The organism is Stenotrophomonas sp. B2 (genome assembly GCF_014947095.1).
GTDB classification, from domain to species: Bacteria; Pseudomonadota; Gammaproteobacteria; order Xanthomonadales; family Xanthomonadaceae; genus Stenotrophomonas; species Stenotrophomonas maltophilia_P.
On sequence record NZ_JADCQA010000002.1, the window covers coordinates 26529 to 52063 of the forward strand.

Below are 25535 nucleotides of genomic sequence, written 5' to 3' on the forward strand. Positions count from 1 at the left end.
CGTTCATCCGGTGACCTCTGTATGTGAACCGGCGCCGGGCACGCGGCCTTCGCGCAGCGCGCCGAACACCACCTGGCTGTTGTGCAGCAGCTCGGCATACCGGGCATCGTCTGCGAAGGGATCGGCACCGCGCATCAGCAACTGCCAGGCGTCACTGCGGGATTCGCCCCAGCTGCGGTCGCTGCCATGCCACTGCTTCCAGCCCTCGCTGCGCTGTTTCTCACCGCTGGTCGTATACAGCACCCAGCCGGTGTAGGGAGCGAACCACAATGGTTCACGCAGGCCACGCCGGCGCAGCTGCAGCAGCGCGCGCAGGGCGGCCCGTGCCGCGGGCACGGACAGTGCCGGCAGGACGTGCGGACCCTGACCGGCGTCACCACCGTCGTGGAACTGGACCAGCGGCAACGCGTCGCCTGCCGCATTGGCCAGCAGCCAGTCCAGCCCCTGGCGGATCACCGCGTTGCCGTTGAGCGTGCCCGCGCGCAGCCGCACCAGACCACCAGGATGGCGATCGGCAACCCGGCCGTGCAGGCGCACGCCGTCGATCTGGACCTCATAGCGGCGGCTTTCCGGCTGTACGCCCTGCATCCAACTCAGCATTGCGTCGGCATAGGGGCGGGTCTTCGATTGTTCCACCTCGAACTGCCGCTCGCCCAGCGCGCCGGATGGCACCAGCGCGCGTGCGCGCAGCCTCGGGTAGAGCGGGTCGTCATCGCCGGTGAGGGTGGCACGCACCACCGCGGCCTGCACACTGCGCGTGTCCGGCCCTCGCGCGGACAGCACCAGCGGCTCCAGATCGACGACGTCCTCGACCTCATCGGCCAGTCGAAGGCCCAGAGACTGCGACAGGAACTGCCCAGCCGGATCGCACAGAAAACGGCGCAGGCTTTCCAGAGACAGCTCCTCTTCCACCGCAGCTTCGACCGGCGACGGCAGCGCCGCCGCGTCGAACCACGGCGACAGCCCGCCACGCTGCCCGGCCAGGCGACCGGCTGCGGGATGCCATTGCCGGCGGTAGCTGAAGCGACGCGGGTCGCCATCGCCGAACGCGGCGGGGGAGAACGGCTGCAGCGCGTGGCGGACCGTGAATGCCGCGGCGGCGGCGGCTGGATCGAGGTGGTAGGCCGCCACGGCGTCGATCAGCTCGCTGACCAGCACCGACGGTTCCCGCACGCTGCCATCGCGCGGATCGGCGCCGAGGTAACTGAGGTAGAACACGTCCTGTGCGGCGGCGAACAGCTGCAGGAACAGGAAGCGGTCGTCCTCGCGGGTGGAACGGTCGCCCGGGCGGCGTCGGGGCGTGTCCAGTTCGACGGTGAGCTGGTTCAGCCCGGCCGCCGGATCGCGACGCGGGAAATCGCCATCATTGAGGCCGAGTACGCAGATCACCCGGAATGGCAGCAATCGCATCGGCACCATGCGGCCGAAGCTGATGCCGCCGGTCAGCAGCGGCGCACGCGTGTCGGCTTCGGCCAGTGCGGAGCCGAAATGCGCACGTATCACTTCGGGAGGCACCCCGTCGCTGAAGCCGGCCTTGTCTGCGTCTTCGGCGAACTGGTTGAGCAGTTTGCGCAGCCGCTCCAGCGCGCGCTGGCTGTTGGGTGAGCCGGGCGGGGTCGGCAGCAGCGCATCCAGCAGCGACAGCAAGCGCTGCCGCCACTGCGCCGGAGTCAACGTCTCGCCAAGACGGCGCTGGTAGGCGGCCAGTACCCGCAGCAGGCGCAGCAGGCGGTCCAGCGCATCCAGCGCGCCACCTTCCAGCCCGGTCCACGGCGCGACGCCGGCCAGGTCGGCATCGCTGCCGGTGGCATGGCCCAGCAGCAGGCGATCCAGCGCGAACTGCCAGGTGTAGGCATCGTCCGGTGGCGCGCCGTGCTGGGCGCGATGGTCCGCATCCAGCCCCCAGCGTGCGCCCGCCTGCTGCAGCCAGCCATGCAGGCGGTCGAAGTCGGTCGCGTCCAGTCCGGCTGCCTCGGCCAGGGGCGCGCTGGCCAGCAGGTCCAGCATTTCATTCAGGCCGAACCGCGAGACCGGCAGGCCAATCAGGTGCACGAACACATCGGCCAGCGGTTCGCCCGCCAGCGGACTGCTGTCGGCCAACGCGTAGGGAATGTGGTCGTCCTCGCCACCGCGGCCACCGAACACGGCCTCCAGGTAGGGCACGTAGGGATCGATGTCCGGCGCCAGCACGGCGATCTCGCGGGCCTGCAGCGGCGGGTCGAAGCGGTCATCCTCAAGCAGGCCACGCAGCTGGTCGTGCAGGACCTGCAGTTCGCGCAGGCGGGTGTGGCAGGCGTGCACCTGCAGGCTGGGATCATCGCCGGCCAGGCCATCACGCAGTTCGCCGGACGGCAGCGCCCGACGGTGGAACAGATCGCGCTGCAGGCGGTGCAGCAGGCTGTCGGACAGGCCGCCGTCGGCCATCGTCGGCCGCGCGTCGTCTTCCGGGTCGATGTAGGCGGCGATCTCACCGGCCGGGTGTACCACTTCATAGCTGCCCAGCACCGCCATGAAGTCGCGGCCGGCTGCGCCCCAGGCTTCCAGCAGGCGGTTTTCTCCCGCCGCTTCGCCGAAGGGATCGGGAGCGCCGCTGCGCAGCCGCTCGGCCAGGGTCTGCAGGTCGCCCCAGTACGACTGCACCGGGGTGGGGAGGTAGAAATGCAGTTCGCCCACCCGCGCCTGCGTCGCCATGACCCGCAGCACGTCCGGGGAGATGTTGAGCGTCGCGAATGCGGACATGCGCGGCGGCAACCCCTGCGGCAATGGCTGGCCGGCACCCTCGAAGCGGTCCAGGTAGGTCTGGATGCGGCGCGCGCGGTAGCCATGCCCACCGGCAACGGCGCGCCACAGGATCGCCTGGGGATCGGCCGGGTCGGCCCCGGCCTCCCAGCGCAGCAGCCAGTCGCGCCGCCAGGCCTGGTATTTCTCGAACACCGACGCCAGCTCGCCGGCCAGGGCCCAGGGTTTCAGCCCATCGCTGCCGGCCAGATAGGACTGCAGCGCGCGCATCGGTGGTTGCCCGAGCAGCGCCGGATCGCGCAGCGCCCGGTACAGCCGCCAGTGCAGGCCGGCAGCATCGAGATCGTCGGCTTCGCCATCGACGTTGGCGTTGAGCGCACGGGCGACGAACTCACCCGGGGTGAGGAATTCGAGGTTGGCGGCGACACCGTATTCGGCGGCCAATGTCGCCTGCAGCCAGCGCCGCATCGCTACCTGCGGGATCAGCACCACGTCCGGTGCGAGCAGCGGCTGCCCTGGCATCGGCGCACGGACGTTGCGTGCCAGCAGCGCGGCCAGCACATCCAGCGAGTTGGAATGGTAGAGGCGGAAGTCGCTGCCCGGGTCACTCATCATGCACAGTGTGCAGCACGGCTGGCAGTATTCAATGGTCAAACCTGTCACCGGCACGGATTGTTCCGGGTCGCCCGGCGATTGTCCCGACCTGCCCGGGGCCCTGCCGTGCCACAATACTGCACCGTCCAGTCTGCTTATGTTCAGCCGGCTGACCCGATCCTTCGATGTCGAAAAAATGTTAATGGTGCCCATGTCGGCTTCCACCTCCAGTCTGGTGCAGTTGTCCAACGTCCGCATCGACCGGAGCGGACGCACGATCCTGCGCGACGTTTCCCTGCAGGTGCCGAAGGGCAGCATCACCGCCGTGCTCGGTCCCTCCGGCAGCGGCAAGTCGACCCTGCTGGCCGCGCTGACCGGCGAACTGCGCCCGGCGGCCGGCGATATCACCCTGTTCGGCAAGCCGATCCCGCACCGCAGCGCCGAGCTGCTGGAGATGCGCAAGAGCGTCGGCGTCCTGCTGCAGGGCAATGGCCTGCTGACCGACCTCACCGTGGCCGAGAACGTCGCCCTGCCGCTGCGCACCCACACCCGCCTGCCGGCGGCAGTGCTGCGCCGGCTGGTGCAGATGAAGCTGCATGCGGTGGGATTGCTGGCCGCAGCCGACGCCTGGCCGCGCGAGCTGTCCGGCGGCATGGCGCGCCGCGTGGCGCTGGCCCGTGCGCTGGCGCTGGATCCGCCGCTGATGATCTATGACGAGCCGCTGACCGGGCTGGACCCGATCGCGTCCGGGGTGATCATGAGCCTGATCCAGCGTCTCAACCACAGCCTGGGACTGACCAGCATCATCGTCAGCCACCACGTGCACGAGACGCTGCCGATCTGCGACCAGGTGATCGCCATCGCCAACGGCGGCATCGTCTTCCAGGGCACGCCCGACGCGCTGCAGTCCAGCCAGGACCCGTTGCTGCGTCAGTTCCTGCACGGCCAGCCCGATGGCCCCATCCCGTTCGACGCCGAGCCGCGCGCGAGGGTCGCCTGATGCCCTTCATCCAAGCCACCCGCTCGCTGGGCCGCGCCGGCCTGTTCTCGCTGACCGTGCTGCGCGGTTCGCTGCCGACCCGTGATTTCCTGAGCGAACTGACCCGCGAGATCTACAAGATCGGCGCGCGCTCGCTGCCGATCATCGCTGTCGGCGGCGCCTTCGTCGGTCTGGTGTTGACCCTGCAGGGCTACCGCACGCTGACCACCTTCGGCGCGGCCGATGCCCTGTCGACCCTGCTCGGCTTGTCGCTCTACCGTGAACTGGCCCCGGTGCTGACCGCGCTGCTGTTCATCGGCCGTGCCGGCAGCTCGATCGCCGCCGAACTGGGCCTGATGCGCGCCACCGACCAGATCAAGGCACTGGAGCTGATGGCGATCGACCCGGTGGCCAAGGCCGTGGCGCCGCGCTTCTGGGCAGCCGTGCTGACCGTGCCGCTGCTGACCGGCATCTTCTGTTCGCTGGCGATCAGCGCCAGCTACTTCGAAGCGGTGCACGTGCTCGGCCTGGACAATGGCGTGTTCTGGTCGGCGCTGCGCAACAGTGTCGACTTCTGGGACGATTTCGGCGTGGCGATGCTGAAGTCGGCGATCTTCGGCGGCACTGCAGCCCTGGTCGCCGCCTATGTCGGTTTCCACGCCGAGCCGACCATCGAAGGCACTTCGGTGGCCACCACCCGTGCGGTGGTCAATGCCTCCCTGCTGGTGCTGATGTTCAACTTCGTGCTGTCGGCAATGCTGTTCACCTAACCCTTCCATCGGCGGTGCGCGGTGCGCGCGGCCACAACGACTCGATCAGGTACTCCCCATGGCCATCCGCGGTCCCAGACTCGAATTCTCCGTCGGCGCATTCCTGCTGCTGGCCCTGGCGTCGCTGCTGGTGCTGGCCGTGGCTTCCACCAACCAGCGCTGGAGCTGGGGCGGTGACGGCTACGAGCTGAAGGCGCGCTTCTCCCAGGTCGGCCAGCTGCGCAAGCAGGCGCCGGTCAAGATCGGCGGCGTTACCGTCGGCCAGGTTGCCGCAATCGACCTGGACCCGGTCAAGTTCGAATCCATCGTGACCCTGCGCATGGACAGCAAGGTCAAGGACCTGCCGGCGGATACCTCGGCCGGCATCTTCACCAGTGGTTTGCTGGGCGAGAGCTATATCGGTCTTCAGCCCGGTGGTGATCCGGAAGTGCTCAAGCCCGGTGAGGAGATCGTCTTCACCCAGCCGGCGGTGGACCTGATCCAGCTGGTCGGCAAGTACATGTTCAGTGGCGGCGCCGGCGGCGGCGCAGACCCGAAGCCCAACGATGGCGCACAGGCGCCTGCAAAGGAACCGCAACCATGAAGATGAAACTGATCCCGGCCCTGCTCGCGTCCTCGCTGCTGCTGGCGACCCCGTTGCTCGCCCAGGCGCAGGCCGCGGCCCCCGCTGCCACCGCTCCGCAGGCCCAGGCCGGCAAAGTGGTGATCGATGCCAGCAGCCGCATCCTGTCCACCCTGCAGCAGCGCAAGAGCGAGTTCAGCAGCAATCCGTCCAGCCTGCGCTCCTACATCGACAGCGAACTGAACCGCACCTTCGACCGCGACTACGCGGCGCGCCTGGTGCTGGGCACGCATGCACGCGGCGCGTCGGATGCGGACATCAAGCTGTTCGCCGATGCGATGGCCGACAACCTGATGCAGCGCTACGGTTCGGCCCTGCTGAACATCCAGGGCAGGCCGAGCTTCCGCCTGAAGGGTGAAAGCCCGCTGCCCGGCAACCGCGGCGTGCGCGTGAGCACCGAGCTGGTGCGTGCGGGCAACGAACCGACGCCCGTCGAGTACTGGATGCGCAACGTGAACGGCCAGTGGAAGATCTTCGACGTCAACATCGAGGGCATCTCCTACGTGCAGACCTTCCGCAACCAGTTCGACAGTCCCCTGCGCCAGAAGGGCATCCGACAGGTGGCCAACGAACTGCACAGCGGCAGCATCCAGGCCGGACCGGCCGGCAATGGCAAGTAACGCGCTGGCACTGCTGGAAGGCGGCACCCTGCGCCTGCGCGGGGCGCTGGATCGTGCCGCTGTCATTGCACTGTGGCCGCAGCTGCAGGCGTTGCCGGCGCAGCTGGCACGGCTGGAACTGGGCGAGGTCGAGCGCGTGGACAGCGCCGGCCTGGCCCTGCTGGCCGAGCTGGCCGCGCGCGCGCGCAAGGCCGGCCACCCCCTGGTGATCTCCGGCATGCCCGCCGGCTACAACGAACTGAGCGCAGCCTACCGGCTGTCGCCCGACCTGGATTTCAACGCTACTTCTGCTGCGAGCTGACATGAACGTCGTACGCGCTCTCCCCCTGATCGTCCTGGCCGCCGCGCTCAGCGCCTGTGCCGGCAAGCCCGCGCGCAGCGATGCGCCGGTTGCCGATACGTTGGTTCCGGCCAGCCCGACCGCCGCCACCGATACCGCCACCGATGCCCCCGCACCGGCAGCGGAGCCCACCCCCGTGGCCAGCGGCGAAACGGCCACGGCCAATACGCCTCCGGCCACGGACGCGTCTGCTGGAACCAGTGCCTCGGCTGCCGCTGCGCAGCCCGGCGGCGACGATGATTTCGACGCGCTGTACGGCGCCGACGGTGCGGCTGGCAACGCGGTGGCCTACGACCCGTGGGAACCGTTCAACCGCAAGGTGCACCGGTTCAACGTGGCGGTCGACAATGCCGTCGCGCGACCGCTGGCGACGGCTTACACCCACGTGGTGCCACGCTTTGCCCGCACCGGTGTGAGCAACTTCTTCAGCAACCTGCGCTCGCCGGTGACGATCGTCAACCAGCTGCTGCAGGGCCGTCCGGATGATGCCTGGGACACGCTGGGTCGCTTCCTGATGAACTCGACGCTGGGTATCGGTGGCCTGTTCGATCCGGCCAGCAAGGCGATGGTCGCCAACCGCAAGGAAGACTTCGGCCAGACGCTGGGTGCATGGGGCTGGCGTCGCTCGCGCTACGTCGAGCTGCCGTTCTTCGGTCCCCGCACCGTGCGTGATGTGTTCGGCCTGGCCGGCGACATGCCGCTCTCGCCGATCCGCAACATCGAAGAGGACAAGGTCCGCATCGGCCTGCAGGGCCTGCAGCTGGTCGACAGCCGCGCGCAGCTGCTGGCGGTGGACGATCTGCGCAGTTCGGCGGTGGACGAGTACGCGCTGGTCCGCGATGCGTGGCTGCAGCGTCGCAACTACCAGATCGAGAACGATCTGCGTGGCAAGCGCAACCGCGGCCAGGACGATCCCAACTCGCCGATCCCGATCGATGCGATGCCGATGCCGCAGTGGGGCAACTGAGTCCTGCCGGCACCCGATGAAAAACCCCGCCTCGGCGGGGTTTTTCATTGCGGGCGATCAGGCGCCCAGTGCGGCGTCGACGGCCTCGCGCAGACGCGCATCATCGGCGGCGACATCCGGCGCGAAGCGGGCGATGACCGCGCCGTCGCGGCCCACCAGGAACTTCTCGAAGTTCCACAACACCGCCGGCGCCGGGTGGATCGGAATCTCCTTGCTGGACAGTCGCTCGCGCAGCGGGCCTTCGCCGATGGCCTGCGGCTGCGCGGCGATCAGCTGCTGGTAGAGCGGGTGCGTGTCATCGCCGGCCACGCTGATCTTGGCGAACATCGGGAAGGTGACATCGTAGGTCAGCTGGCAGAACTGCTGGATCTCTGCCTCGCTGCCCGGCTCCTGGCCAAGGAAATTGTTGGCTGGGAAACCGAGCACTTCCAGCCCCTGTGCCTGCTTCTGCGCATACAGCGCCTGCAGGCCCTCGTACTGCGGGGTCAGGCCACACTTGGAGGCGACGTTGACCAGCAGCAGCACCTTGCCCTGGTAATCGGCAAGACTGGACGGCTGGCCGTCGATGGTGGTGAGGGGAATGTCCTGGATCGGGGTGCTCACGCGGGGGGCTCCGGCAACAGCGGGGAATGGCCCATCAGCATAGCGCCACGTGGCTGCGCCGGAACGCCTCAATCCACGCAGAGCGTGCCCTGTGCCTTGCCGTCGTCGATGCGCTGACGGCAGCCGAAGTTCTGGCTGACGTCGCGCTGGCAGGTGCCGGTGGCTGCCGTGCCGGCGGCGATGCCGTCGCTGGCCAGGCATTGGCCGGTGCAGTCACGCTTGCTGCTGCAGGTCTTTCCTGCGTCGGCGTATGGAATCACGCACTGCAGGCGCTGCAGCCGTCCCAGCGGCTGCAGGGTGCCGCCGGCGGCCTGGCAGTCCACATCGCGCGCGTCCTGGTAGGCCTGCGTGGCCTCCGGGCCTGGCTGGGCATCACCGGCCTGCGTGGCAGGCGGTGTACTGCTGCATGCAGCAAGCACTGCGGCCAGGGCCACACTGGCGGCAAGGTGGAAACGCATGGCGGTACCTGTTGGCGATGGACAGGCCGCCAGCATACGCATCGCCCCCGTCGGCAGGGTGTCTGCGTCGCTCAGCGGGCGTCGGTCCCGCCTTCACTTCCGTCATCCTCACCGCTGCCTTCCGCATCCCCTTCGCCCAGGTCGCCGAGCAGCGATTGCGCCTGCTCGGTGGCCAGCGATTCCACTCCGCGCAGCCTGCGCTCGATGGTGCGCGTCTTGCGGCTGGCGTCGCCGATGCTGCGGCCCACGGTGCTGATCTGCTTCTCGGCCTTCTCGAGGATGCCGGCGAACTTGCCGAATTCGCTCTTCACCGCCCCCAGCAGGCTCCACACCTCGCTGGACCGCTGCTCGATGGCCAGCGTGCGGAAACCCATCTGCAGGCTGTTGAGCAGAGCGGTGACCGTGGTCGGCCCGGCCACGACCACGCGGTGATCGCGCTGCAGGCCGTCGACCAGGCCCGGACGCCGGATCACTTCGGCGTACAGGCCCTCGGTAGGCAGGAACATCACTGCGAAATCCGTGGTGTGCGGCGGCACGATGTACTTCTCGCAGATCGACTTGGCCTGCACCCGGACCGCGCGCTCAAGCTGGATGCCCTGCAGGCGCACGCCCTCGGCATCGCCCTGCTCCTGCGCATCGAGCAGGCGCTCATAGTCCTCACGCGGGAACTTGGAGTCGATCGGCAGCCATACCGGCGTGTCGTCGTTCCTGCGGCCCGGCAGGCGCACGGCGATGTCGACCATCTCGCCACTGTCTGGACGGACCTTGACGCCCCGCGCGTACTGCTCCTGGGTCAGGGTCTGCTCGAGAATGTTCTCCAGCTGCACTTCGCCCCAGCTGCCGCGGTTCTTGACGTTGGTCAGCACGCGCTTGAGGTCGCCGACGCCGGTGGCCAGCTGCTGCATCTCGCCCAGCCCGCGCTGCACCTGTTCCAGGCGTTCGGAGACCAGGGTGAACGACTGGCCCAGTCGTGTTTCCAGCGTCGACTGCAGCTTCTCATCGACGGTGTGGCGCATCTGCTCCAGCTTCTGGGCGTTGTCGTTCTGCAGCGCGCGCAGCTGTTCTTCCAGAGTGGCGCGCATCTCGGCGATGCGCTGTTCATTGCGCTGGGTCAGCTCCTGCAGCCGCAGGCCCAGGCTCTCGGTCAGGCGCTGCTGGGACAGTGCACCCTCCTCGCGGCCCTTGCGTGCATCGTCCACCAGGGTCTGGCGCAGCGCGCCGAGCTGGGCATCGGTGCGGCCGGTGAGTTCCTGCAGCTGCTGGCCGAAGGCATGGATGCGCGCCTCCTGCTGCTGGCCGAAGCTCTCCAGCTGGCCTCGCAGTTCCTGCAGCCGCTGCGCCAGCAGGGCACCGCTGCGCTGCTGGCTGTCGGCGGCTTCGGCGCGTGCCTTGCGTGCATCCTCGCCCAGCGCCTCGCGCAGCAGGTCCAGGCGCTGGTCGGTGCGGGTCGACAGGTCGGTCAGCGCCCGGGCAAAGCCATCCAACTGTTCGCGCAGTTCACTGCGGCCCGTCCGCGCCTCCTCGCGTACGGCCTGCTCCAGCCGATCATGCGGTGGGCGGCGCAGCAGGGCGACCAGCTGCAGGATGAGTACGACCAACAGGAGGCCGGCGATGAGCAGGAATTCGGTTTGCATGGCACCAGTGTAGGCTGGGCCAGTCTCAACTGCTGCGTCCCGCCCCGGTCATGCTCGCGCTGTTCGGAAAGCCCACATCGATCAACGTACGCAAAGTGCTGTGGCTGTGCGCCGAGCTCAGGCTGGCCATCGAGCACGATCCGGCACCGTCGGCACGGCGGCTGGCCGGGCTGAATCCGAACCTGCAGGTGCCGGTGCTGCGCGACGGCGGCTTCGTGCTGTGGGAATCGAACAGCATCTGCCGTTACCTGGCCTCCCGCGCCGGACGCGCTGACCTGCTGCCGGCAGATGCGCAGGCGCGTGCGAAGGTCGAGCAATGGATGGACTGGCAGGCGACCGACCTCAACAGCGCTTGGCGCCACGTGTTCATGGCGCGCGTGCGGCAGCATCCTGACTATCCCGACGACGGCCGCGCCGAGACCGGCCTGGCCCGCTGGAATGAGCTCATGGGTCTGCTGGATGCCCAGCTGGCCGGCACGGGAGCGTATGTCACCGGCGACGACTTCACCCTGGCTGACATCGTGGTCGGCCTGTCCACCCAGCGCTGGCGCAGCACCCCCGGCGCCAAGCCCGCGCTGCCCTGCCTTGACGCCTGGTTTGACCGCCTGCGGCCGCGACCCGGGTTCGCCGAACACGTCGACAACGGTGACCCCTGAGGCAGCGGCACGTACCGCGAAGCCTCCTGCAGGGCCGGGTCATGCTTTGCTCTGCAGGAGGCAGACAGGCCTCTACCAGCCCTCGAGAACGATCTTGCCCTTGGCGCGGTGACTCTCCAGCACGGCATGCGCGCGGCGCAGGCTCGCCGCTTCAATGCGGCCGAAATGCTCGCCCAGCGTGGTCTGCAGCACGCCGGCATCGACCAGGTCCGCGACGCGGTTCAACAGCACGTGCTGCTGCTGCATGTCCGGCGTCCGGTACAGCGGGCGGGTGAACATCGATTCCCAATGCAGCGACAGCGCCTTGCGCTTGAGCGTCATCACATCCAGCTGGCCAGGATCGTCGATCAGCCCCAACTGGCCCTGTGGCGCCAGCACCTCCACGATCTGCGCGAAATGCTGGTCGGTGTGGGTCAGGCTGGCGACATGCTCCACCTGCGCGATGCCCAGCCGTGCCAGCCCTTCGGCCAGTGGCTGGCTGTGGTCGATCACATGGTGCGCGCCCATCGCGTACACCCAGTCCTGCGTCTCCGGGCGCGAGGCGGTGCCGATCACGGTCAAGCGGGTCAGGCGACGCGCAAGCTGCACCAGGATCGAGCCGACGCCACCGGCCGCGCCGATCACCAGCAGGGTCTGGCCCTCGCCTGCGCCCTCGGCGATGCGCAGGCGATCAAACAGCAGCTCCCAGGCCGTGATCGCCGTCAGCGGCAGGGCTGCGGCGGCCGCATCGTCGAGGCTGGCCGGCTTGCGGCCCACGCTGCGCTCGTCCACCAGCTGGTACTCGGCATTGCTGCCGGACCGGTCGATCACGCCTGCGTAGTAGACCGCATCGCCCGGCTGGAACAGGGTCACCTCACTGCCCACCGCATCGACGATGCCGACGGCATCCCAGCCGAGCACGCGCGGGCCATCGGTGGCCATGTTGCGGCGGACCTTGGTGTCGACCGGGTTCACCGCCACCGCGCGCACCGCCACCCGGAGGTCGCGCGGGCCCGGCTGCGGAAGCGGCAGGTCGATATCGATCAGGGCCTGTGCATCGTCGATCGGCAGGCCGGCATGGGAATAGGCAATGGCGCGCATGGCAGCGGTCCAGTGGGAAAGGAGGCCACAGCGTGCGCCGCGCACGGTCCGCCGGAAAGGCGCACAATCGGGCAGGACTTTCACTCCTGCGATGAAAATGATCCGCTTCGACGACCTGCAGCTGTTCGTCCGTACCGCCGCGCTGGGCAGCTTCTCGCAGGCCGCGCGCGAGGCCGACCTGCTGCCCGGACAGGTCGCCGCCGCCGTGGCCCGGCTCGAGCGCGAACTGGACCTGCGCCTGTTCGTGCGCACCACCCGCAGCCTGCGGCTGACCGCCGAAGGCGCGCTGTACCTGCCTTACGCGCAGGAGGTGCTGGCGACCCTGCGCGAAGGCCAGGCCCGGGTGCAGGGCGAGGATGCCGAGCTGCATGGCACGCTGCGGCTCTCTGCCCCGTCGGACTTCGGACGCAACCTGCTGCTGCCGTGGCTGACCCGGTTCCGTGCGATGCATCCGCGCCTGCGGCTGCATCTGCGCCTGTCCGACGAAGTGGCCGATGTATTCCGCGATCCGGTCGATGTGGCGATCCGCATCGGGCACTTCGATGATGCCAGCTATGTCGCCCTGCCCCTGCTGGAAGGCAACCGGCGCGTGCTGGCGGCGTCGCCCGGCTACCTGCAGCGGCGCGGCACGCCGCAGCGGCTGGAGGATCTGCGCGAGCACGACTGCCTGGCCTACCAGCTCGGTGGTCGCGCCTACGACCGCTGGGCCTTCGAGGTCGACGGCCGTCGCGTGGTGATCCCGGTACAGGGCCCGCTGGTGTGCGACGACGCCGATGTGGTGCGGCGCTGGGCGGTGGCCGGTGAGGGCATCACCTACAAGTCCTGGCTGGACCTGCGCGAGGACGTGCTCGCCGGGCGCCTGCAGCTGCTGCTTGGCGGTGTGGGCAGCCACATCCCACTGCAGCTGGTCTGCCCGCACCGCAAGCAGTTCTCGCCCGCGGTGCGGCAGCTGCATGCGCAACTGCGCCAGCGCCTGCAACCGCTGCTGTCGGGCATGCCCGAGGGCGGCGGCGGCCCCCTGTCGCAGCGCGCGGCACTGGCCGACAATACCGGCTCCCCGTAGCGAGAGAACACCGCCATGCCGTGGATGGGCATCCAGGACCTGTGGACGTTTCTGGTCGCCGTGCTGGTGTTCCTCGCCCTGCCCGGGCCTGGCACGTTCACCCTGTTGACCGCCACCGGCCGGGGCGGGGTGCGCGGTGGTTACACCGCACTGGCCGGCCTGCTGGTCGGCGACCAGATCCTGATGTGGCTGGCCCTGGCCGGCGTGGCGGCCCTGCTGAAGGCCAACCCGCTGGTTTTCCACGCCGTGCAGTACCTGGGCGCGGCCTATCTGGTGTGGGTGGGCATCAGCCTGCTGCGCGCGCCCAGGCAGGAGGGCGGCGATGCCGGCCCGATCCGCATGCAGCCGGGCCGCTACTTCCAGCAGGCGATCCTGGTCAGCCTGCTCAATCCGAAGGCGATCCTGTTCTACATGGCCTTCCTGCCGCTGTTCATCGACCCCAGGGCGCACCAGGGCATCGCCACCTTCGTCGCGCTGGCGGGGATCATCTTCGTGGTCAGCATCGCCTACTGCTCGCTGCTGATCTGGGTGGGCAACCTGGCGCGGCGCCGGTTGATCCAGCATCCGCGCGTCAGCGACGCGCTGCGGCGCGTGGCCGGAGTGTTCCTGGTCGGCTTCGGCATCCGCCTGGGACTGAACGGCTGACCGGCACGGCGACGGGTGTCGGGCCCGTTCCGCAACCTTTGTGCTGATTCCGGCAGTGTCGTCGCGGTCATGCGCGCGCTGCGCCAGGCATGACCCCCGTCAGTGGTAATGCTGCGCTGCGTTCGGTCACACTCGGAGACTTGTCGTTATCAGTCACCCCTTCCGAGGCCTGCATGTCCCTGCTCCGGCGCAAGTCCCTAGATTCCGTCACCGTCCACGAAGCCGGCAGGCGACTGGTCCCGACACTCAGCTGGCCGCACCTGATCGCGCTGGGCATCGGCGCCATCGTCGGTACCGGCATCTACACGCTGATCGGCGTCGGTGCCAATCTCGCCGGCCCGGCCGTCCTGATCTCCTTCGCCATCGCCGGTGCGGTCTGCGCCTGCGCGGCCCTGTCCTACGCCGAGCTGTCGACGATGATGCCGGCCGCCGGCAGTGCCTACACCTACAGCTACAGCGCGTTGGGCGAGGTGTTCGCCTGGGTGGTGGGCTGGAGCCTGATCCTGGAGTACTCGCTGGTGGTCAGCACGGTGGCCGTGGGCTGGTCGGGGTACTTCGTCGGCTTCCTGGAGTGGGTCCACACCCAGTTCGGCTGGGACGTGACCCTGCCGGCCGCGCTGACCGCGGGTCCGCACGTGGAAGGCGGCATGATCAATCTGCCGGCGATCGTCATCACCTGGCTGGTGGCCCTGATGCTGATGGCCGGCACCAAGGAGAGCGCGACCCTCAACGCGATCCTGGTGGTGTTCAAGCTGATCGCGCTGGCCATCTTCGTGGCAGTGGCACTGCCGGCCTTCGACAGCAGCAACCTGCAGCCGTTCATGCCGTATGGCTTCGCCAAATCACTGGGTCCGGATGGTGTCGAGCGAGGCGTGATGGCGGCCGCCGCGATCATCTTCTTCGCCTTCTACGGTTTCGACGCGATCTCCACCGCTGCCGAGGAGACCAAGAACCCGGGCCGCGACCTGTCGATCGGCATCATCGGTTCGATGATCGGCTGCACCATCGTCTACGTGCTGGTGGCGCTGGCCGCCGTGGGTGCGATGAGCTACGCGGTGTTCGGCCACAGCGCCGAGCCACTGGCGCTGATCATGCGCCAGCTCGGCCACCCCACCGCGGCGATGGTGATCGGTGTCATCGCGATCATCGCCCTGCCGACCGTGCTGCTGGCCTTCCTGTACGGGCAGAGCCGCATCTTCTTCGTCATGAGCCGCGATGGCCTGCTGCCGCGTGGCCTGTCCAAGGTCAGCGCGCGCACCGGCACGCCGGTGGCCACCACGCTGTTCACCGCGCTGGTGGTGTCGGCGCTGGCCGGCGTGGCACGCCTGGACGAGATCGCGGCATTGGCCAACGCCGGCACCCTGGCGGCGTTCACCGCGGTAGGCATCTGCCTGGTCGTGCTGCGCGTGCGTGAACCGAACCGCGAGCGAACCTTCCGCACGCCGCTGGCCTTCATCGTCGGGCCACTGGCCGCGCTGGGCTGCATCTACCTGTTCATCAGCCTGCCGCACACCACGCAGCTGTACTTCCTGCTGTGGAATGTCGCGGGCCTGGTGCTGTACTTCCTGTACAGCCGCCGCCATGCGCTGATCGCGCGCTGATCCAGACCGCGCCGGGCACGGCCCGGCGCAGATCCGGCCCGGGCGGGGCGGTTACCCGCCCTGCCTGGCGGCGTAGTCCTGCGCCTGCCGCATCACCCGCAGCAGATTGCCGCCCCAGATGCCGGCGATCTGCTGTTCCGTGTATCCCTTGCGCAGCAGCCACGCGGTGATCTTCGGCAGCTGGCTGACATCAGGCAGGTCACTCAGGCCGCCGCCACCGTCCCAGTCCAGGCCGATGCCCACGTGTTCGGGCCCGACCACCTGGAGGATGTGCTCGAAGTGGGCGAAGAAGTCCTCCAGGCTGGCGTGCCGGACGGGGTGTTCGTGGTCCAGTGCCTGTTCGGCCTTCAACAAGGCCACGCCCTGCTCGATGCCCATGCCTTCCCAGCCTCCCAGCTGCCGGCTGAGTGCTTCTTCGGCCTGTTTGCGCTCGGCCGTCTTGCCGGTGTCGATCAGATAGCCGCCATAGGCGTTGACCTGGATCACACCACCAGCCTTGGCCAGCTTCTTCAGCCGCGCGTCGTCGAGGTTGCGTGGATGGTCGTAGACCGCCTTGGCTGAACTGTGCGAGAGCACGAACGGCACCGGCATCATCGCCAGCAGATCGTCGAACACGGCATCGGAGGCATGCGACTGGTCGATGACGATGCCGAGCTTCACCGCCTCGCGCACCAGCGCCTTGCCGGCCGGGCTCAGGCCTTTCCACTCCGGTCCCTTCGGATCGGTCGCAGAATCAGCGAACTCGTTGTTGGCGAAATGCACCGTGCTCAGCAGGCGCAGGCCGGCACGGTGATAGAACAAAAGCAGGCTGGGGTCGGCCACCAGCGGGCTGGCGTTCTCCATGCTGATGTAGACCACGCGTTTGCCGGCGGCCTTGATCCGCGCCGCATCGTCAGCGGTCAGGGCCAGGGCGAACCGATCGCCGTTGGCCGCCACCATTTCGCGGATTTCCAGCAGGCGCTGCAGGCCGTGATCGCGCTCGGCCAGGTGGGCGGCGGCGCTGCGGTCGCCCTGGTCGGTGTAGATCGCCCAGAACCCGCCGTCCAGTGATCCCTCGACCATGCGCGGGTAGTCCACCTGTGACAGCGCATTGCGATCATGGCGCTGTTCGATATCGAAGCCGGTGCGGCCAAAGTTGGCCGGCGTATCCAGGTGGCTGTCGAGCGTCAGCAGGCGCTGCTGCAATGTCTTGGCACGCGCAAGCTCCTGCGCGCTGAACTCGATGGCATGGGCGGTCAGCGGCGCGCTCAGCGCCAGGGCAAGCAGCACGGACAGACGGCGCAACGACGGCATGGGGTTCCTACCGGCAATGGGAAGAACCCGACCATAGCGCTGCGGCCGGCCAATTTGTAGAGCCGAGCGCATGCTCGGCTGCCAGACAGATCAGCCGAGCGTGGGCTCGGCTCTACAGCGCCACGCGGTCAATCAACCACGCGGCAGAACACCGCCTTCAGGTAACGCGATTCCTGCACGTGGGCCATGAACGGATGATCCGCGCCGGCACCGGCAACCTTCAGGATCTGCAGGGTGCGACCGGAGAAATAGGCCGCACGGCGCAGCATGTCCAGGAACTGGTCCTCGGCCACCAGGCCGGTGCAGGAGAAGGTGGCGAACAGGCCACCGGGCTTGACCACGCCCAGCGCCAGCTTGTTCATGTCCAGGTACTTCTTCAGCGCATTGATCACCTGGTCGCGGTCGCGGGTCATCTTGGCCGGATCCAGGATCACCACGTCGTACTGCTCACCGCGGTTGGCGGCATCGCGCAGCCACGGGAAGATGTCGGACTGGATGAACTTCGGGCGCACGTTGTTCAGGCGCGAATTGCCCTTGGCGATCTGGATGACGTCTTCATCGATGTCGATGCCGACCACGTCCGAGGCCCCGCGTGCGGCTGCATAGACCGCGAAGCCGCCGGTGTTGCAGCACAGGTCGAGCACGCTCTTGCCTTCCACCTGCTGGCTCAGCCATTGCCGGTTCTCGCGCTGGTCGGCGAAGAAGCCGGTCTTGTGCGCGCCGGCCGGATCGGCGCGGAACTTGATCCCGTACTCGGTGATCACCGACGCTTCGGTGGTGGTGTTGCCGTGGAAATCGAAGCTTTCCTGCTTCTGCACGTGTTCGTCGGCGAAGCTGTGGAAGCGGCAGCCGGGGAACTGCTCACGCAGCGCATCGTAGATCCACTCGCGGTGGCGGAACATGCCGGCGGCAAAGAACTCGACCACCACCAGGTCGCCGTAGCGATCGACCACCAGGCCGGACAGGCCATCGCCCTCGCTGTGCACCACGCGCCAGGCGTCGGACACGGCGTCCAGCTTCAACACGTCACGGCGCAGCGACACCGCCTGGGCGATCTTGCGCGAGAACCAGCCGGCATCGACCGCAACGGCCTGATGGGTTTCAAGAATGCGCACGGCGATGCGCGAGTGCCCGTTGTAGAACCCGCGCCCGATGAATTCCCCGTCCACCCCGACCACGTCGACGAGGGAACCGGGCTTGGGCCGGACGGTCGGCTTCTCGACCAGTTTCTGGAAGATCCACGGGTGGCTGGAGCGCCACGCGTTCTTGAGGCGGACAACGGGAAGGGGGGTATTCATCCACCTATTGTAAACCGGCCGCCGGGAGTCAGATCCCCGCAGGGGCTCTGACCCCTCTCTGGCGGGAACATGGGCTTGGGGCCCCCTGGGGGATCCGACCCCGGTGCCCGGGCATTTGACGGCGGACGCGGCAGACCGCAGAATCGGCGCCAGAAGGGGAGTAGCTCCCAGACGTTGTCGCCGTCATTTCGAGCCCGCAGGCTCCGGTGCAACGGCAGTTCCAGCCGACTGGAACTGCGAGCGAGACCTTCGCCGTACTGGCGAAGCTCTGTCCCTGGATCCCCTCCCGATCCTCCGTTGCAGATCCTCGCCGTCCGGCCTGGCATTCATCTTTCCAACGGACATTCCCAATGCAGACGATCGGTAACATGTGGTTGTGGGGCGGCTTCGCAGCGGTGGTGGTCATCGCCCTGCTGGTCGACCTCGTGTTGATGCGCCATGGTGGCCCGCACAAGGTCACCTTCAAGGAGGCCCTGTGGTGGTCCATCGGCTGGGTCGCGCTGGCCCTGCTGTTCAACGCCGGCCTCTGGTACTACCTGAATGAGACGGCCGGCCAGGTCGTGGCCAACAAGGTCGGTCTCGAGTTCCTGACCGGCTACCTGGTCGAGAAGGCGCTGGCGGTGGACAACATCTTTGTCTTCCTGATGATCATGAGCTACTTCGCGGTGCCGGAGGAACAGCGCCAGAAGGTGCTGATCATCGGCATCCTGGGCGCGATCGTGCTGCGTACGATCATGATCTTCGCCGGCAGCGTGCTGATCAGCCAGTTCCATTGGCTGCTCTACGTGTTCGGCGCCTTCCTGCTGTTCACCGGCTGGAAGATGTGGTTTGCCGCCGGACAGGAGCCGGACCTGGAGAGCAACCCGGCCCTGCGCTGGATGCGCAAGCACCTTCGCCTGCTGCCGGAGTACGCAGGCAACGCCCTGAGCGTGAAGCGCGACGGCGTGCGCTGGTTCACCCCGTTGTTCGCGGTGCTGATCCTGATCGCCGTCACCGACGTGATCTTCGCGGTGGACAGCATCCCGGCGATCTTCGCGATCACCACCGATCCGTTCATCGTGCTGACCTCCAACGTGTTCGCGGTACTGGGCCTGCGTGCGATGTTCTTCCTGCTGGCCGGCATGGCCGACCGCTTCCACCTGCTGCCGTACGGCCTGGCACTGGTGCTGGGTTTCATCGGCATCAAGATGATGATCATCGACCTGTTCAAGATCCCGACCCCGGTCTCGCTGGGCGTGGTCGCGCTGATCATTGCCGCCACCGTCGTGCTGAGCCTGAAGTACCCGCCCAAGGAAGGCGAAGGCCAGGCCTGATCGCGGCTGGCAGACATGGCCAGCGGGATTGTCCCGCTGGCCGCTTCCACTCTCCCGCAGCGGTGGCCTTGGTTTCGCGCCAGCCACCGCCATTGCTTGAGGTATGAACAGCAACGCGCCCCTGCCCGCCGGCGACGTGCCGGCCCCCCGCAACGACCGCCTCCGCATCCTGCGGGCGTTCAATGTCAGCCTGGCCGCCGTGCTGGTGCTGGTGGTCGTGTTCGCCCTGCAGGGCACGTTCGACTGGCGCCCCTGGGCGGTAGCGCCGCTGGAAGCCAAGGGCCTGCTCGGCCTGCTCGGCGGCCCGCTGCTGCATGCCTCGGTCGAGCACATCGCCGCCAACAGCATCGCGATCCTGATCCTCGGCACCCTGGCCGGAAGCGTCTATCCCAGGGCCACCGTCCGCGCCCTGCCCCTGCTCTGGCTGGGATCGGGTGTGGGCGCATGGATGCTGGGCAATCCCGGCAGCGTCCATCTGGGTGCCAGTGGCGTGACCCACGGCCTGATGTTCCTGCTCGCCGGCCTCGGCCTGCTGCGCCGCGACCGCGCCGCCATCGCCACCGGCCTGATCGGCATGCTGTTCTACGGTGGCATGCTGATGACCATCCTCCCGCATGCCGACGGCGTGTCCTGGCAATCGCACATGGGCGGCGCCTTCGCCGGCATCATCGCAGCGCTGCTGTTCCGCACCGCTGACCCGCTGCCACCGCGTCCGCGCTACAGCTGGGAGGACGAGGAAGACAACGCAGAACCGCTGGCCGACGATGAACTGGAGCCGCCGTCGCCACACCGTGTGCCGGTCCTGTGGCAGCCGCGCGAAGGGCAGGATTACGTGGTCATCCCGTTCCGGCGGCCGGACGAACCGCGCGGCTGAGGTGGGATGGGTCCCGGGCATGGCCCGGCACCCGGGTAGCGCCGGGCCATGCCCGGCGGCGTTGACGTGTCAGTTCGCCGCGTTGCTCGCCGCGCCAGTGCCATCCACCGCCTGCCGGCCCAGCGCCGGGTCATCGGTGAAGAACGCATCGATGCCGGTGGCCAGATAGGCGCGCATCTCGGCGATCGACCCTTCGGCGTTGCGCGCGTTGTCCGCTCCCCTGCGCAGGTTGCTGGGCTGGAACTGATTCTCCGGGCGGAAGGTATACGGGATCACCATCAGGCCGGCCGCGTGCGCATCGCGCACCAGCGCGGTCGGCGTTCCCAGCGCACCGTTGGCGTCCAGCGGAATGATCGAGCGCAGTTCAGGACCGATGCCATCGGCATAGGCCGCGATGTCCTTCAGGCCCGCAGGAGTCATCATCTGTGCGTAGGTCAGCGTGCCCCCAGCCTTGGCGACGTCGGCCGGCTGGGTATCGCCCTTCCACAACAGCTGCAGCAGGCGGATGTTGCTGTCCTGCGGGATCTTGCTGCGCAGGTAACGCAGGTTGGCGGTCTCGAAGGACTGGATGGTGACCGGGCCGACGTTGGTGTAGGCATTGCCACGCAGCGCGGCCAACAGTTTGTCTTCCATCGGCAGACCGATGGACTGGAAGTAGGTCGGATGCTTGATCTCCGGCACCAGACCGATGCCTCGATTGGCGCGGCCGGCCTGCTGGACCAGGAAGGCGAGGATTTCATCGAGACTGGCGATGCGGAACTGGCCGTCGTAGGCGGTGCTGCGCAGGTCGGGCAGGCGTTCGCGCGCGTACAGCGTCTTCAGCTCGGCCAGGGTGAAGTCTTCGGTGAACCATCCGTCCACCGTCTGCCCGTCGATGACCTTGCGGGTGCGGCGGCTGGCGAATTCGGGATGCGAGGCGACATCGGTGGTGCCCCCGATCTCGTTCTCATGGCGGGCCACCATCACCCCGTCCCTGGTCATCACCAGGTCCGGTTCGATGTAGTCGGCTCCGTCGGCGATGGCCTGTGCATACGCAGCCAGGGTGTGTTCCGGCAGCAGCGCGCTGGCGCCGCGATGACCATAGACCGACGCCCTGGCCGCAGCCGGGAGAGAGGATTCAGCACTCATGGCCACCGATGGTGCCACGGCCAGCGACAACAGCAACGCACAACCCCACGACTTCACTGCAACGTCCCCCAACGGTAGGTGATGGGCGGCAGTATGCGGCGGCAATGTGACAGGTGGGGGACCTGGGGTCGGATCCCCGCAGCGGCTGTCACCCCATGTGGCAAACGGGGTCAGAGCCCCTGCGGGAATCTGACCCCGGCTTACTTGCCGATGCAGAAGCTGGAGAAGATCCGTCCCAACAGGTCATCGGCGCTCATCTGCCCGGTGATCTCGCCCAGCGCGTCATGCGCCAGGCGCAGCTCTTCGGCTGCCAGTTCCAGGTGTTCGTGGGCCAGCTCACCATCAGCGCGACGGGCATGTTCCTGCGCACGCTCGATTGCATCCACGTGGCGGGTGCGCGCGGAGAACTCGCCGTCCACCTGTTCGCCCGCGCCTGCCGACGCGATCGCGCGCAGGCGCGCGTGGAGGTCGTCGAGTCCTGCACCGGTGGCGGCCGAAACGAACACACGGTCCGGATCGTCCACGGTTGGGCCGGCCTGCAGCAGATCTGACTTGTTGTGGATGTAGACCTTGTGCGGCACAGCCCGCACCGCTTCGCCGATGGCCGCCTCGCCCGCCGCCGGATCGCGTGCATCCAGCACGATCAACGCCAGGTCGGTGCGTTCGATCTCCACGCGCGCGCGGCGCATGCCTTCGCGTTCGATGGCGTCGCCACCGTCGCGCAGGCCGGCGGTATCGACCAGGGTCAGCTCCAGTCCATCCAGGCGGATGGTCTCGCGCAGCGTGTCGCGCGTGGTGCCGGCGATGTCGGTGACGATGGCGCGTTCGCTGCCGGCAAGCGCATTGAGCAACGAACTCTTGCCGGCGTTGGGCGGGCCGATCAGCACCGCGTGCAGGCCATCGCGCAGGCGACGGCCACGCTCGGCATCGCGGCGCAGCAGGGCCAGGTCGCTGCGTGCCAGTTCCAGCCCGCGGCGCACCTGCGCGCCGCCCAGCGTATCCAGCGGCTCATCTACAAAATCGATGGCCGCTTCCACATGCACGCGCAGCAGCACCAGCTGCTCGACCACGGCGTCGATGCGCCGCGAGAACACCCCGTCCAGCGAGCGACGGGCAGCACGCGCGGCGCGGTTGTCGCCCGCAGCGATCAGATCGGCGATGGCCTCGGCCTGAGCCAGATCGAGCTTGCCGTTGAGGAAGGCGCGCTCGCTGAACTCACCGGGCCGCGCCTGCCGCGCGCCGAGCGCGATGCAGCGTGCAACCAGTTGCTGCAGCAACACCGGGCTGCCATGGCCCTGCAATTCCACCACTTCTTCGCCGGTGAAGCTGTTCGGTGCCGGGAACCACAGCACGATGCCATCGTCGATCACCTCGCCGTCGGCGTCGCGTAGACGTGCGTAATGCGCGTGACGTGGGCGCAGGCCGGTTGCGCCCAGTGCGTTGGCGATGGCGGCGGCGCGCGGGCCGGACAGGCGCAGGATGCCGACGCCACCTGCACCTGGCGCGCTGGCGATGGCGACAATGGTGTCGGTGCGGGTCGCGTCGTTCGTCACTCAGAGTTTCTCCAGCTGTGCGCGCGCCTGTGCAGCACCACTGCCCTGCGGCTGCAGCGCCAGGTAGGTGGTGTAGGCCTGCTTCGCCTTGGCCTTGTCGCCCGCGTTGAAGTAGGCATCGCCCAGATTCAGATAGGCCACGGCGCGCGATGGGTCGATCTTCAGCGTGTTCTCCAGCCAGCGCGCAGCTTCAGCGTAGCGCTGCTGGCGGTAGTAGACGAAGCCGAGGTTGTTCGCGGCCTGGGCGAAGTCCGGGCGAAGCTTCAGTGCCTCGGTGAACTGCGCGACCGCCTCGTCGTACTGCTTCTCCCGGTACAGCTGCAGACCTCGGTCATTGGCTTGCTGCGCGCGTTGGCGATCCGACGCAGGGCCGGCGCTGGGCACCACCAGCTTGGCCCTGCCGCCCTGCAGGTCGGCCACGGTCACTGGCGCCTGGCTGCCCTTGGCTTCGCTGGCGGCCTCGACCTTGTTGTTCAGTGCGATCGCATCGGCAGTCAGCTGGCGCGTATCGGCGTTGAGGAATTCCTGGCTGTCCGGAACCTGGAACACGAACTCGCCGCCCTGCGAACCGGGCAGGCTGCCGAAGGCCGGCGTCTGGTGCGAAACGGCCGATACTGCCGGCGCCACGTAGGCGGCCAGTTCGGTACCGGTGATCAGGCCGTCGCCGTTGAGATCGCCCTTGCCGGCCAATGCCTGCAGCAGCACCCACGTGAACACCGAGTGCCCGTTCGGGCCGGCGTCGGCCACCTGCTGGTCGGCACCACCGGCGGTCAACATCTGCCGCGCGCTGCGACGCGCGTTCTCGCGCAGGAACGACGACGACGAGGGGCCACTACGGGTCAGGCCCAGGCCGCTGTAGCAGGCATCCATCACGAACAGCACGTGCTTGGCCTGCATGCTCTCGGCGATGTTCTGGATGTCGGTCATCGCGATGGCGTCGGTGGCGAACTCCTTCGGGTCCGAATCGACCGGGATGATGTAGCCAAGGTCGCGTCCGGAGGCGAGCTGGCGGGTGGCGCCGTGGCCAGCGAAGAACACGAACACGCGGTCGTTCTTTCCGGTGCGGTCATCGGCCAGGCGGTCGTGGAAGGCGGCGAGGATGTTGTTGCGCGTGGCCTGCTCGTTCTTCAGCACGATCACCTGCGAGGACGGGAAGCCGAACTGCCCGGTCAGAGTGTCGGCGACCGCCTGCGCATCATGGCTGGCGTATTCCAGTTTCGGCCACTTGGCGTAGCTGTCGATACCGACCACGATCGCCCATGATTTCTCGTAGCCGGTGGTGACGGTGGCGGCACCGGCATCCCCCTTGCGCGCACGCGCCACGGTGAAATCGCGGCCGTTCCAGCCGGCAAACTGGTAACCGTCGGCGATCAGCCGGTCGAGGATCTGCGGCAGCGCCTTCACTGCGCGATCGTGGATGTCGTGGAACAGGATGATGCCGCGCTGTTCCTTGTTCACCTGGTCGAGCACGCGCTGCACGATCGATTCCGGCACCGGATCGGCCCAGTCCATCGAGTCGATGTTCCACATGATCGACTTCAGTCCGGCCTCGTTCAGCAGCTGCATGCCTTCGGCGTTGCGCGCACCGTACGGGAAGCGGAACAGCGGCGCGCGCTTGCTGTCCACATCCTTCAACAGCGTATCGGTGTCCAGCACCTGCTGGCGCAGCGCATCACCGGTGGTGCGCGAGAGCTGCGCATGGGTCAGGCTGTGGTTGCCCACCGCATAGCCGTCTTCCATCAGCTGGCGGCTGATCTTCGCCATCGGGCCGAGACTGACCTTGCCATCGGCTTCCACCTTGCCGAGGTTGCGACCGACCTCGAAGAACACGCCCGGCACGTCGTAGCGTTTGAGGATGGCCACCACTTCATCGGTATAGGCCTTATGCGGGCCATCGTCGAAGGTCAGCACCACGGTCTTGGCCGGCAGGTCGCGGCCGAAGATCTCGCGGTCGCTGTCCTTCATCGACATCGGATACGGCTCGATCACCCCGTAGTCGCGCAGGATCGCTTCGCGGCTGTAGTCCTTGTGCAGGTGGGCGATGTAGTCCTCCCACTTCTCGCGTTTGAGCCCGATGGCACGGGTGCGCTCGAAACGGCTGAAGATGCGGGTCAGTTCCTGGTTGTAGTTGCGCTCGATCTCATCGAGCGCTTCCAGATCCTCGCCGATGCGCTGGTGCAGCTTCACCGCCGGCAGCGAAGAGTCGGTGCCGATGCGCTCATGCAGATCGCGCAGCACTTCGCGGAAGGCCAGGCGGTCGGCGTCGAACAGTTCCGGCGCCGACTCGATGTAGTCCAGCACGGTGCCGAGAGTGGCGAAGCGCTGGGAGCTGGAACCACGCAGCAGCGTATCGAACTGCGCGGCGATCGCCGTGCGCTGTTCCAGCCCATCGTGGAACAGCTGCTGGCCCACGCGTGTGGACCTACCACGATCGGAGGCCGACTGCTGTTCCTCGTCGGCCAGCAGCACGATGATCCGGCGGTAGCCGTCGAGCTGCTTCTGCAACGCAGCCAGCAACGGCGCAGCAGCCGGATCGGCGGCCGCCGCCACCTGCGCGCTGGGCTGGGTGACGGTGGTCGCCGGTGCCTTCGCATCCTTGTCACCACAGCCGGCAACGGCCAGGGTAAGCAGCAGCGAAGGAAGGAACAGGCAGAACGACGACGCACGTGGCATGGCCAACTCGGAAGTGGGAGGAACGGTGTGCG

General features: G+C 67.9%; 22 protein-coding genes. 12 read left to right on the top strand and 10 right to left on the bottom strand.

Annotation, left to right across the window (positions count from 1 at the left end; genetic code table 11):
• Positions 1-3 precede the first annotated feature (3 nt).
• Complete coding sequence (recC, locus tag IMX13_RS02180; protein WP_193395663.1) at positions 4-3354, bottom strand: exodeoxyribonuclease V subunit gamma; 3351 nt, start codon at positions 3352-3354, stop codon at positions 4-6.
• A gap of 190 nt (positions 3355-3544) precedes the next feature.
• Here recC and IMX13_RS02185 point away from each other — a divergent pair, with 190 nt between their 5' ends.
• Genes IMX13_RS02185 through IMX13_RS02210 form a run of 6 tightly spaced genes read left to right on the top strand, consistent with a single transcriptional unit; the run spans position 3545 to position 7631 of the window.
• Entirely contained in the window at positions 3545-4333 is a 789-nt protein-coding gene (locus IMX13_RS02185; RefSeq protein WP_065174056.1) for an ATP-binding cassette domain-containing protein, read from the top strand.
• Complete coding sequence (locus IMX13_RS02190; protein ID WP_053517248.1) at positions 4333-5082, top strand: MlaE family lipid ABC transporter permease subunit; 750 nt, start codon at positions 4333-4335, stop codon at positions 5080-5082. The genes IMX13_RS02185 and IMX13_RS02190 overlap by 1 nt, the downstream gene beginning before the upstream one ends.
• 58 nt (positions 5083-5140) lie before the next feature.
• Positions 5141-5665 (top strand): outer membrane lipid asymmetry maintenance protein MlaD, encoded by a 525-nt coding sequence (gene mlaD / locus IMX13_RS02195; RefSeq protein WP_053517247.1) that lies wholly within the window; start codon positions 5141-5143, stop codon positions 5663-5665.
• On the top strand, positions 5662-6324 hold the full coding sequence (locus IMX13_RS02200; RefSeq protein ID WP_193395664.1) for an ABC transporter substrate-binding protein: 663 nt from the start codon (positions 5662-5664) through the stop codon (positions 6322-6324). Before mlaD ends, IMX13_RS02200 begins: the two co-directional genes overlap by 4 nt.
• Positions 6314-6625: an STAS domain-containing protein gene (locus IMX13_RS02205; protein ID WP_053517244.1), complete on the top strand. Its 312-nt coding sequence runs from the start codon at positions 6314-6316 to the stop codon at positions 6623-6625. Before IMX13_RS02200 ends, IMX13_RS02205 begins: the two co-directional genes overlap by 11 nt.
• A 1-nt stretch (position 6626) precedes the next feature.
• A complete protein-coding gene (locus IMX13_RS02210) occupies positions 6627-7631 on the top strand; it encodes a VacJ family lipoprotein (protein WP_065174059.1) in 1005 nt (334 codons plus the stop codon).
• Between the two features lie 57 nt (positions 7632-7688).
• Here IMX13_RS02210 and IMX13_RS02215 read toward each other — a convergent pair whose 3' ends face one another.
• The 3 genes from IMX13_RS02215 to rmuC all read right to left on the bottom strand — a co-directional run bounded on the left by IMX13_RS02215 (position 7689) and on the right by rmuC (position 10326).
• Positions 7689-8234: a glutathione peroxidase gene (locus tag IMX13_RS02215; protein WP_065174060.1), complete on the bottom strand. Its 546-nt coding sequence runs from the start codon at positions 8232-8234 to the stop codon at positions 7689-7691.
• Between the two features lie 68 nt (positions 8235-8302).
• Positions 8303-8692 carry a hypothetical protein gene (locus tag IMX13_RS02220; protein ID WP_193395665.1) on the bottom strand — a complete coding sequence of 130 codons (390 nt, stop codon included), beginning with the start codon at positions 8690-8692 and terminating at the stop codon, positions 8303-8305.
• A gap of 71 nt (positions 8693-8763) precedes the next feature.
• Complete coding sequence (rmuC, locus tag IMX13_RS02225) at positions 8764-10326, bottom strand: DNA recombination protein RmuC (protein WP_193395666.1); 1563 nt, start codon at positions 10324-10326, stop codon at positions 8764-8766.
• 50 nt (positions 10327-10376) lie between these two features.
• Here rmuC and IMX13_RS02230 point away from each other — a divergent pair, with 50 nt between their 5' ends.
• Positions 10377-10982: a glutathione S-transferase N-terminal domain-containing protein gene (locus tag IMX13_RS02230; RefSeq protein WP_193395667.1), complete on the top strand. Its 606-nt coding sequence runs from the start codon at positions 10377-10379 to the stop codon at positions 10980-10982.
• A 72-nt stretch (positions 10983-11054) separates the two neighbouring features.
• Here the strand turns inward: IMX13_RS02230 and IMX13_RS02235 are convergent, their stop codons facing one another.
• Positions 11055-12062 carry a zinc-binding alcohol dehydrogenase family protein gene (locus tag IMX13_RS02235; protein ID WP_193395668.1) on the bottom strand — a complete coding sequence of 336 codons (1008 nt, stop codon included), beginning with the start codon at positions 12060-12062 and terminating at the stop codon, positions 11055-11057.
• A gap of 91 nt (positions 12063-12153) precedes the next feature.
• Here IMX13_RS02235 and IMX13_RS02240 point away from each other — a divergent pair, with 91 nt between their 5' ends.
• The 3 genes from IMX13_RS02240 (at position 12154) to IMX13_RS02250 (ending at position 15371) form a co-directional block, all read left to right on the top strand.
• Positions 12154-13125, top strand: a complete 972-nt coding sequence (locus IMX13_RS02240) for a LysR family transcriptional regulator (protein ID WP_193395669.1) — start codon at positions 12154-12156, stop codon at positions 13123-13125.
• A gap of 15 nt (positions 13126-13140) precedes the next feature.
• Complete coding sequence (gene leuE, locus IMX13_RS02245; RefSeq protein WP_193395670.1) at positions 13141-13770, top strand: leucine efflux protein LeuE; 630 nt, start codon at positions 13141-13143, stop codon at positions 13768-13770.
• Positions 13771-13943: 173 nt separating this feature from the next.
• Positions 13944-15371, top strand: a complete 1428-nt coding sequence (locus tag IMX13_RS02250) for an amino acid permease (RefSeq protein ID WP_193395671.1) — start codon at positions 13944-13946, stop codon at positions 15369-15371.
• Between the two features lie 51 nt (positions 15372-15422).
• Here IMX13_RS02250 and IMX13_RS02255 read toward each other — a convergent pair whose 3' ends face one another.
• Complete coding sequence (locus IMX13_RS02255) at positions 15423-16664, bottom strand: dipeptidase (protein WP_193395672.1); 1242 nt, start codon at positions 16662-16664, stop codon at positions 15423-15425.
• Between the two features lie 128 nt (positions 16665-16792).
• A complete protein-coding gene (locus IMX13_RS02260; RefSeq protein ID WP_053517230.1) occupies positions 16793-17962 on the bottom strand; it encodes a class I SAM-dependent rRNA methyltransferase in 1170 nt (389 codons plus the stop codon).
• A gap of 350 nt (positions 17963-18312) precedes the next feature.
• Between IMX13_RS02260 and IMX13_RS02265 the strand changes: the two genes are divergently transcribed.
• Together IMX13_RS02265 and IMX13_RS02270 are read left to right on the top strand one after the other, a co-directional pair.
• Positions 18313-19275, top strand: a complete 963-nt coding sequence (locus tag IMX13_RS02265) for a TerC family protein (RefSeq protein WP_053517229.1) — start codon at positions 18313-18315, stop codon at positions 19273-19275.
• 103 nt (positions 19276-19378) lie between these two features.
• Positions 19379-20149 carry a rhomboid family intramembrane serine protease gene (locus tag IMX13_RS02270; protein ID WP_053517228.1) on the top strand — a complete coding sequence of 257 codons (771 nt, stop codon included), beginning with the start codon at positions 19379-19381 and terminating at the stop codon, positions 20147-20149.
• Positions 20150-20218: 69 nt separating this feature from the next.
• On the opposite strand, the gene IMX13_RS02275 is transcribed toward IMX13_RS02270, so the two are convergent.
• The 3 genes from IMX13_RS02275 to IMX13_RS02285 all read right to left on the bottom strand — a co-directional run bounded on the left by IMX13_RS02275 (position 20219) and on the right by IMX13_RS02285 (position 25503).
• Positions 20219-21334, bottom strand: a complete 1116-nt coding sequence (locus tag IMX13_RS02275) for a glycerophosphodiester phosphodiesterase (RefSeq protein WP_193395673.1) — start codon at positions 21332-21334, stop codon at positions 20219-20221.
• A gap of 143 nt (positions 21335-21477) precedes the next feature.
• On the bottom strand, positions 21478-22830 hold the full coding sequence (mnmE, locus tag IMX13_RS02280; protein WP_193395674.1) for a tRNA uridine-5-carboxymethylaminomethyl(34) synthesis GTPase MnmE: 1353 nt from the start codon (positions 22828-22830) through the stop codon (positions 21478-21480).
• On the bottom strand, positions 22831-25503 hold the full coding sequence (locus IMX13_RS02285) for a polysaccharide deacetylase family protein (RefSeq protein ID WP_193395675.1): 2673 nt from the start codon (positions 25501-25503) through the stop codon (positions 22831-22833).
• Between the last annotated feature and the right edge of the window lie 32 nt (positions 25504-25535).

Excerpts from the sequence above, each read along its gene's own strand:
- IMX13_RS02260 (WP_053517230.1), bottom strand. The coding sequence starts at position 17,962 with ATGAATACCCCCCTTCCCGTTGTCCGCCTCAAGAACGCGTGGCGCTCC.
- IMX13_RS02255 (WP_193395672.1), bottom strand. The coding sequence starts at position 16,664 with ATGCCGTCGTTGCGCCGTCTGTCCGTGCTGCTTGCCCTGGCGCTGAGC.
- IMX13_RS02185 (WP_065174056.1), top strand. The coding sequence starts at position 3,545 with ATGTCGGCTTCCACCTCCAGTCTGGTGCAGTTGTCCAACGTCCGCATC.
- IMX13_RS02230 (WP_193395667.1), top strand. The coding sequence starts at position 10,377 with ATGCTCGCGCTGTTCGGAAAGCCCACATCGATCAACGTACGCAAAGTG.
- IMX13_RS02265 (WP_053517229.1), top strand. The coding sequence starts at position 18,313 with ATGCAGACGATCGGTAACATGTGGTTGTGGGGCGGCTTCGCAGCGGTG.
- IMX13_RS02190 (WP_053517248.1), top strand. The coding sequence starts at position 4,333 with ATGCCCTTCATCCAAGCCACCCGCTCGCTGGGCCGCGCCGGCCTGTTC.
- IMX13_RS02270 (WP_053517228.1), top strand. The coding sequence starts at position 19,379 with ATGAACAGCAACGCGCCCCTGCCCGCCGGCGACGTGCCGGCCCCCCGC.
- IMX13_RS02210 (WP_065174059.1), top strand. The coding sequence starts at position 6,627 with ATGAACGTCGTACGCGCTCTCCCCCTGATCGTCCTGGCCGCCGCGCTC.
- leuE (WP_193395670.1), top strand. The coding sequence starts at position 13,141 with ATGCCGTGGATGGGCATCCAGGACCTGTGGACGTTTCTGGTCGCCGTG.
- recC (WP_193395663.1), bottom strand. The coding sequence starts at position 3,354 with ATGATGAGTGACCCGGGCAGCGACTTCCGCCTCTACCATTCCAACTCG.
- rmuC (WP_193395666.1), bottom strand. The coding sequence starts at position 10,326 with ATGCAAACCGAATTCCTGCTCATCGCCGGCCTCCTGTTGGTCGTACTC.
- mlaD (WP_053517247.1), top strand. The coding sequence starts at position 5,141 with ATGGCCATCCGCGGTCCCAGACTCGAATTCTCCGTCGGCGCATTCCTG.
- IMX13_RS02235 (WP_193395668.1), bottom strand. The coding sequence starts at position 12,062 with ATGCGCGCCATTGCCTATTCCCATGCCGGCCTGCCGATCGACGATGCA.
- IMX13_RS02285 (WP_193395675.1), bottom strand. The coding sequence starts at position 25,503 with ATGCCACGTGCGTCGTCGTTCTGCCTGTTCCTTCCTTCGCTGCTGCTT.
- IMX13_RS02205 (WP_053517244.1), top strand. The coding sequence starts at position 6,314 with ATGGCAAGTAACGCGCTGGCACTGCTGGAAGGCGGCACCCTGCGCCTG.
- IMX13_RS02250 (WP_193395671.1), top strand. The coding sequence starts at position 13,944 with ATGTCCCTGCTCCGGCGCAAGTCCCTAGATTCCGTCACCGTCCACGAA.
- IMX13_RS02200 (WP_193395664.1), top strand. The coding sequence starts at position 5,662 with ATGAAGATGAAACTGATCCCGGCCCTGCTCGCGTCCTCGCTGCTGCTG.
- IMX13_RS02240 (WP_193395669.1), top strand. The coding sequence starts at position 12,154 with ATGAAAATGATCCGCTTCGACGACCTGCAGCTGTTCGTCCGTACCGCC.
- IMX13_RS02220 (WP_193395665.1), bottom strand. The coding sequence starts at position 8,692 with ATGCGTTTCCACCTTGCCGCCAGTGTGGCCCTGGCCGCAGTGCTTGCT.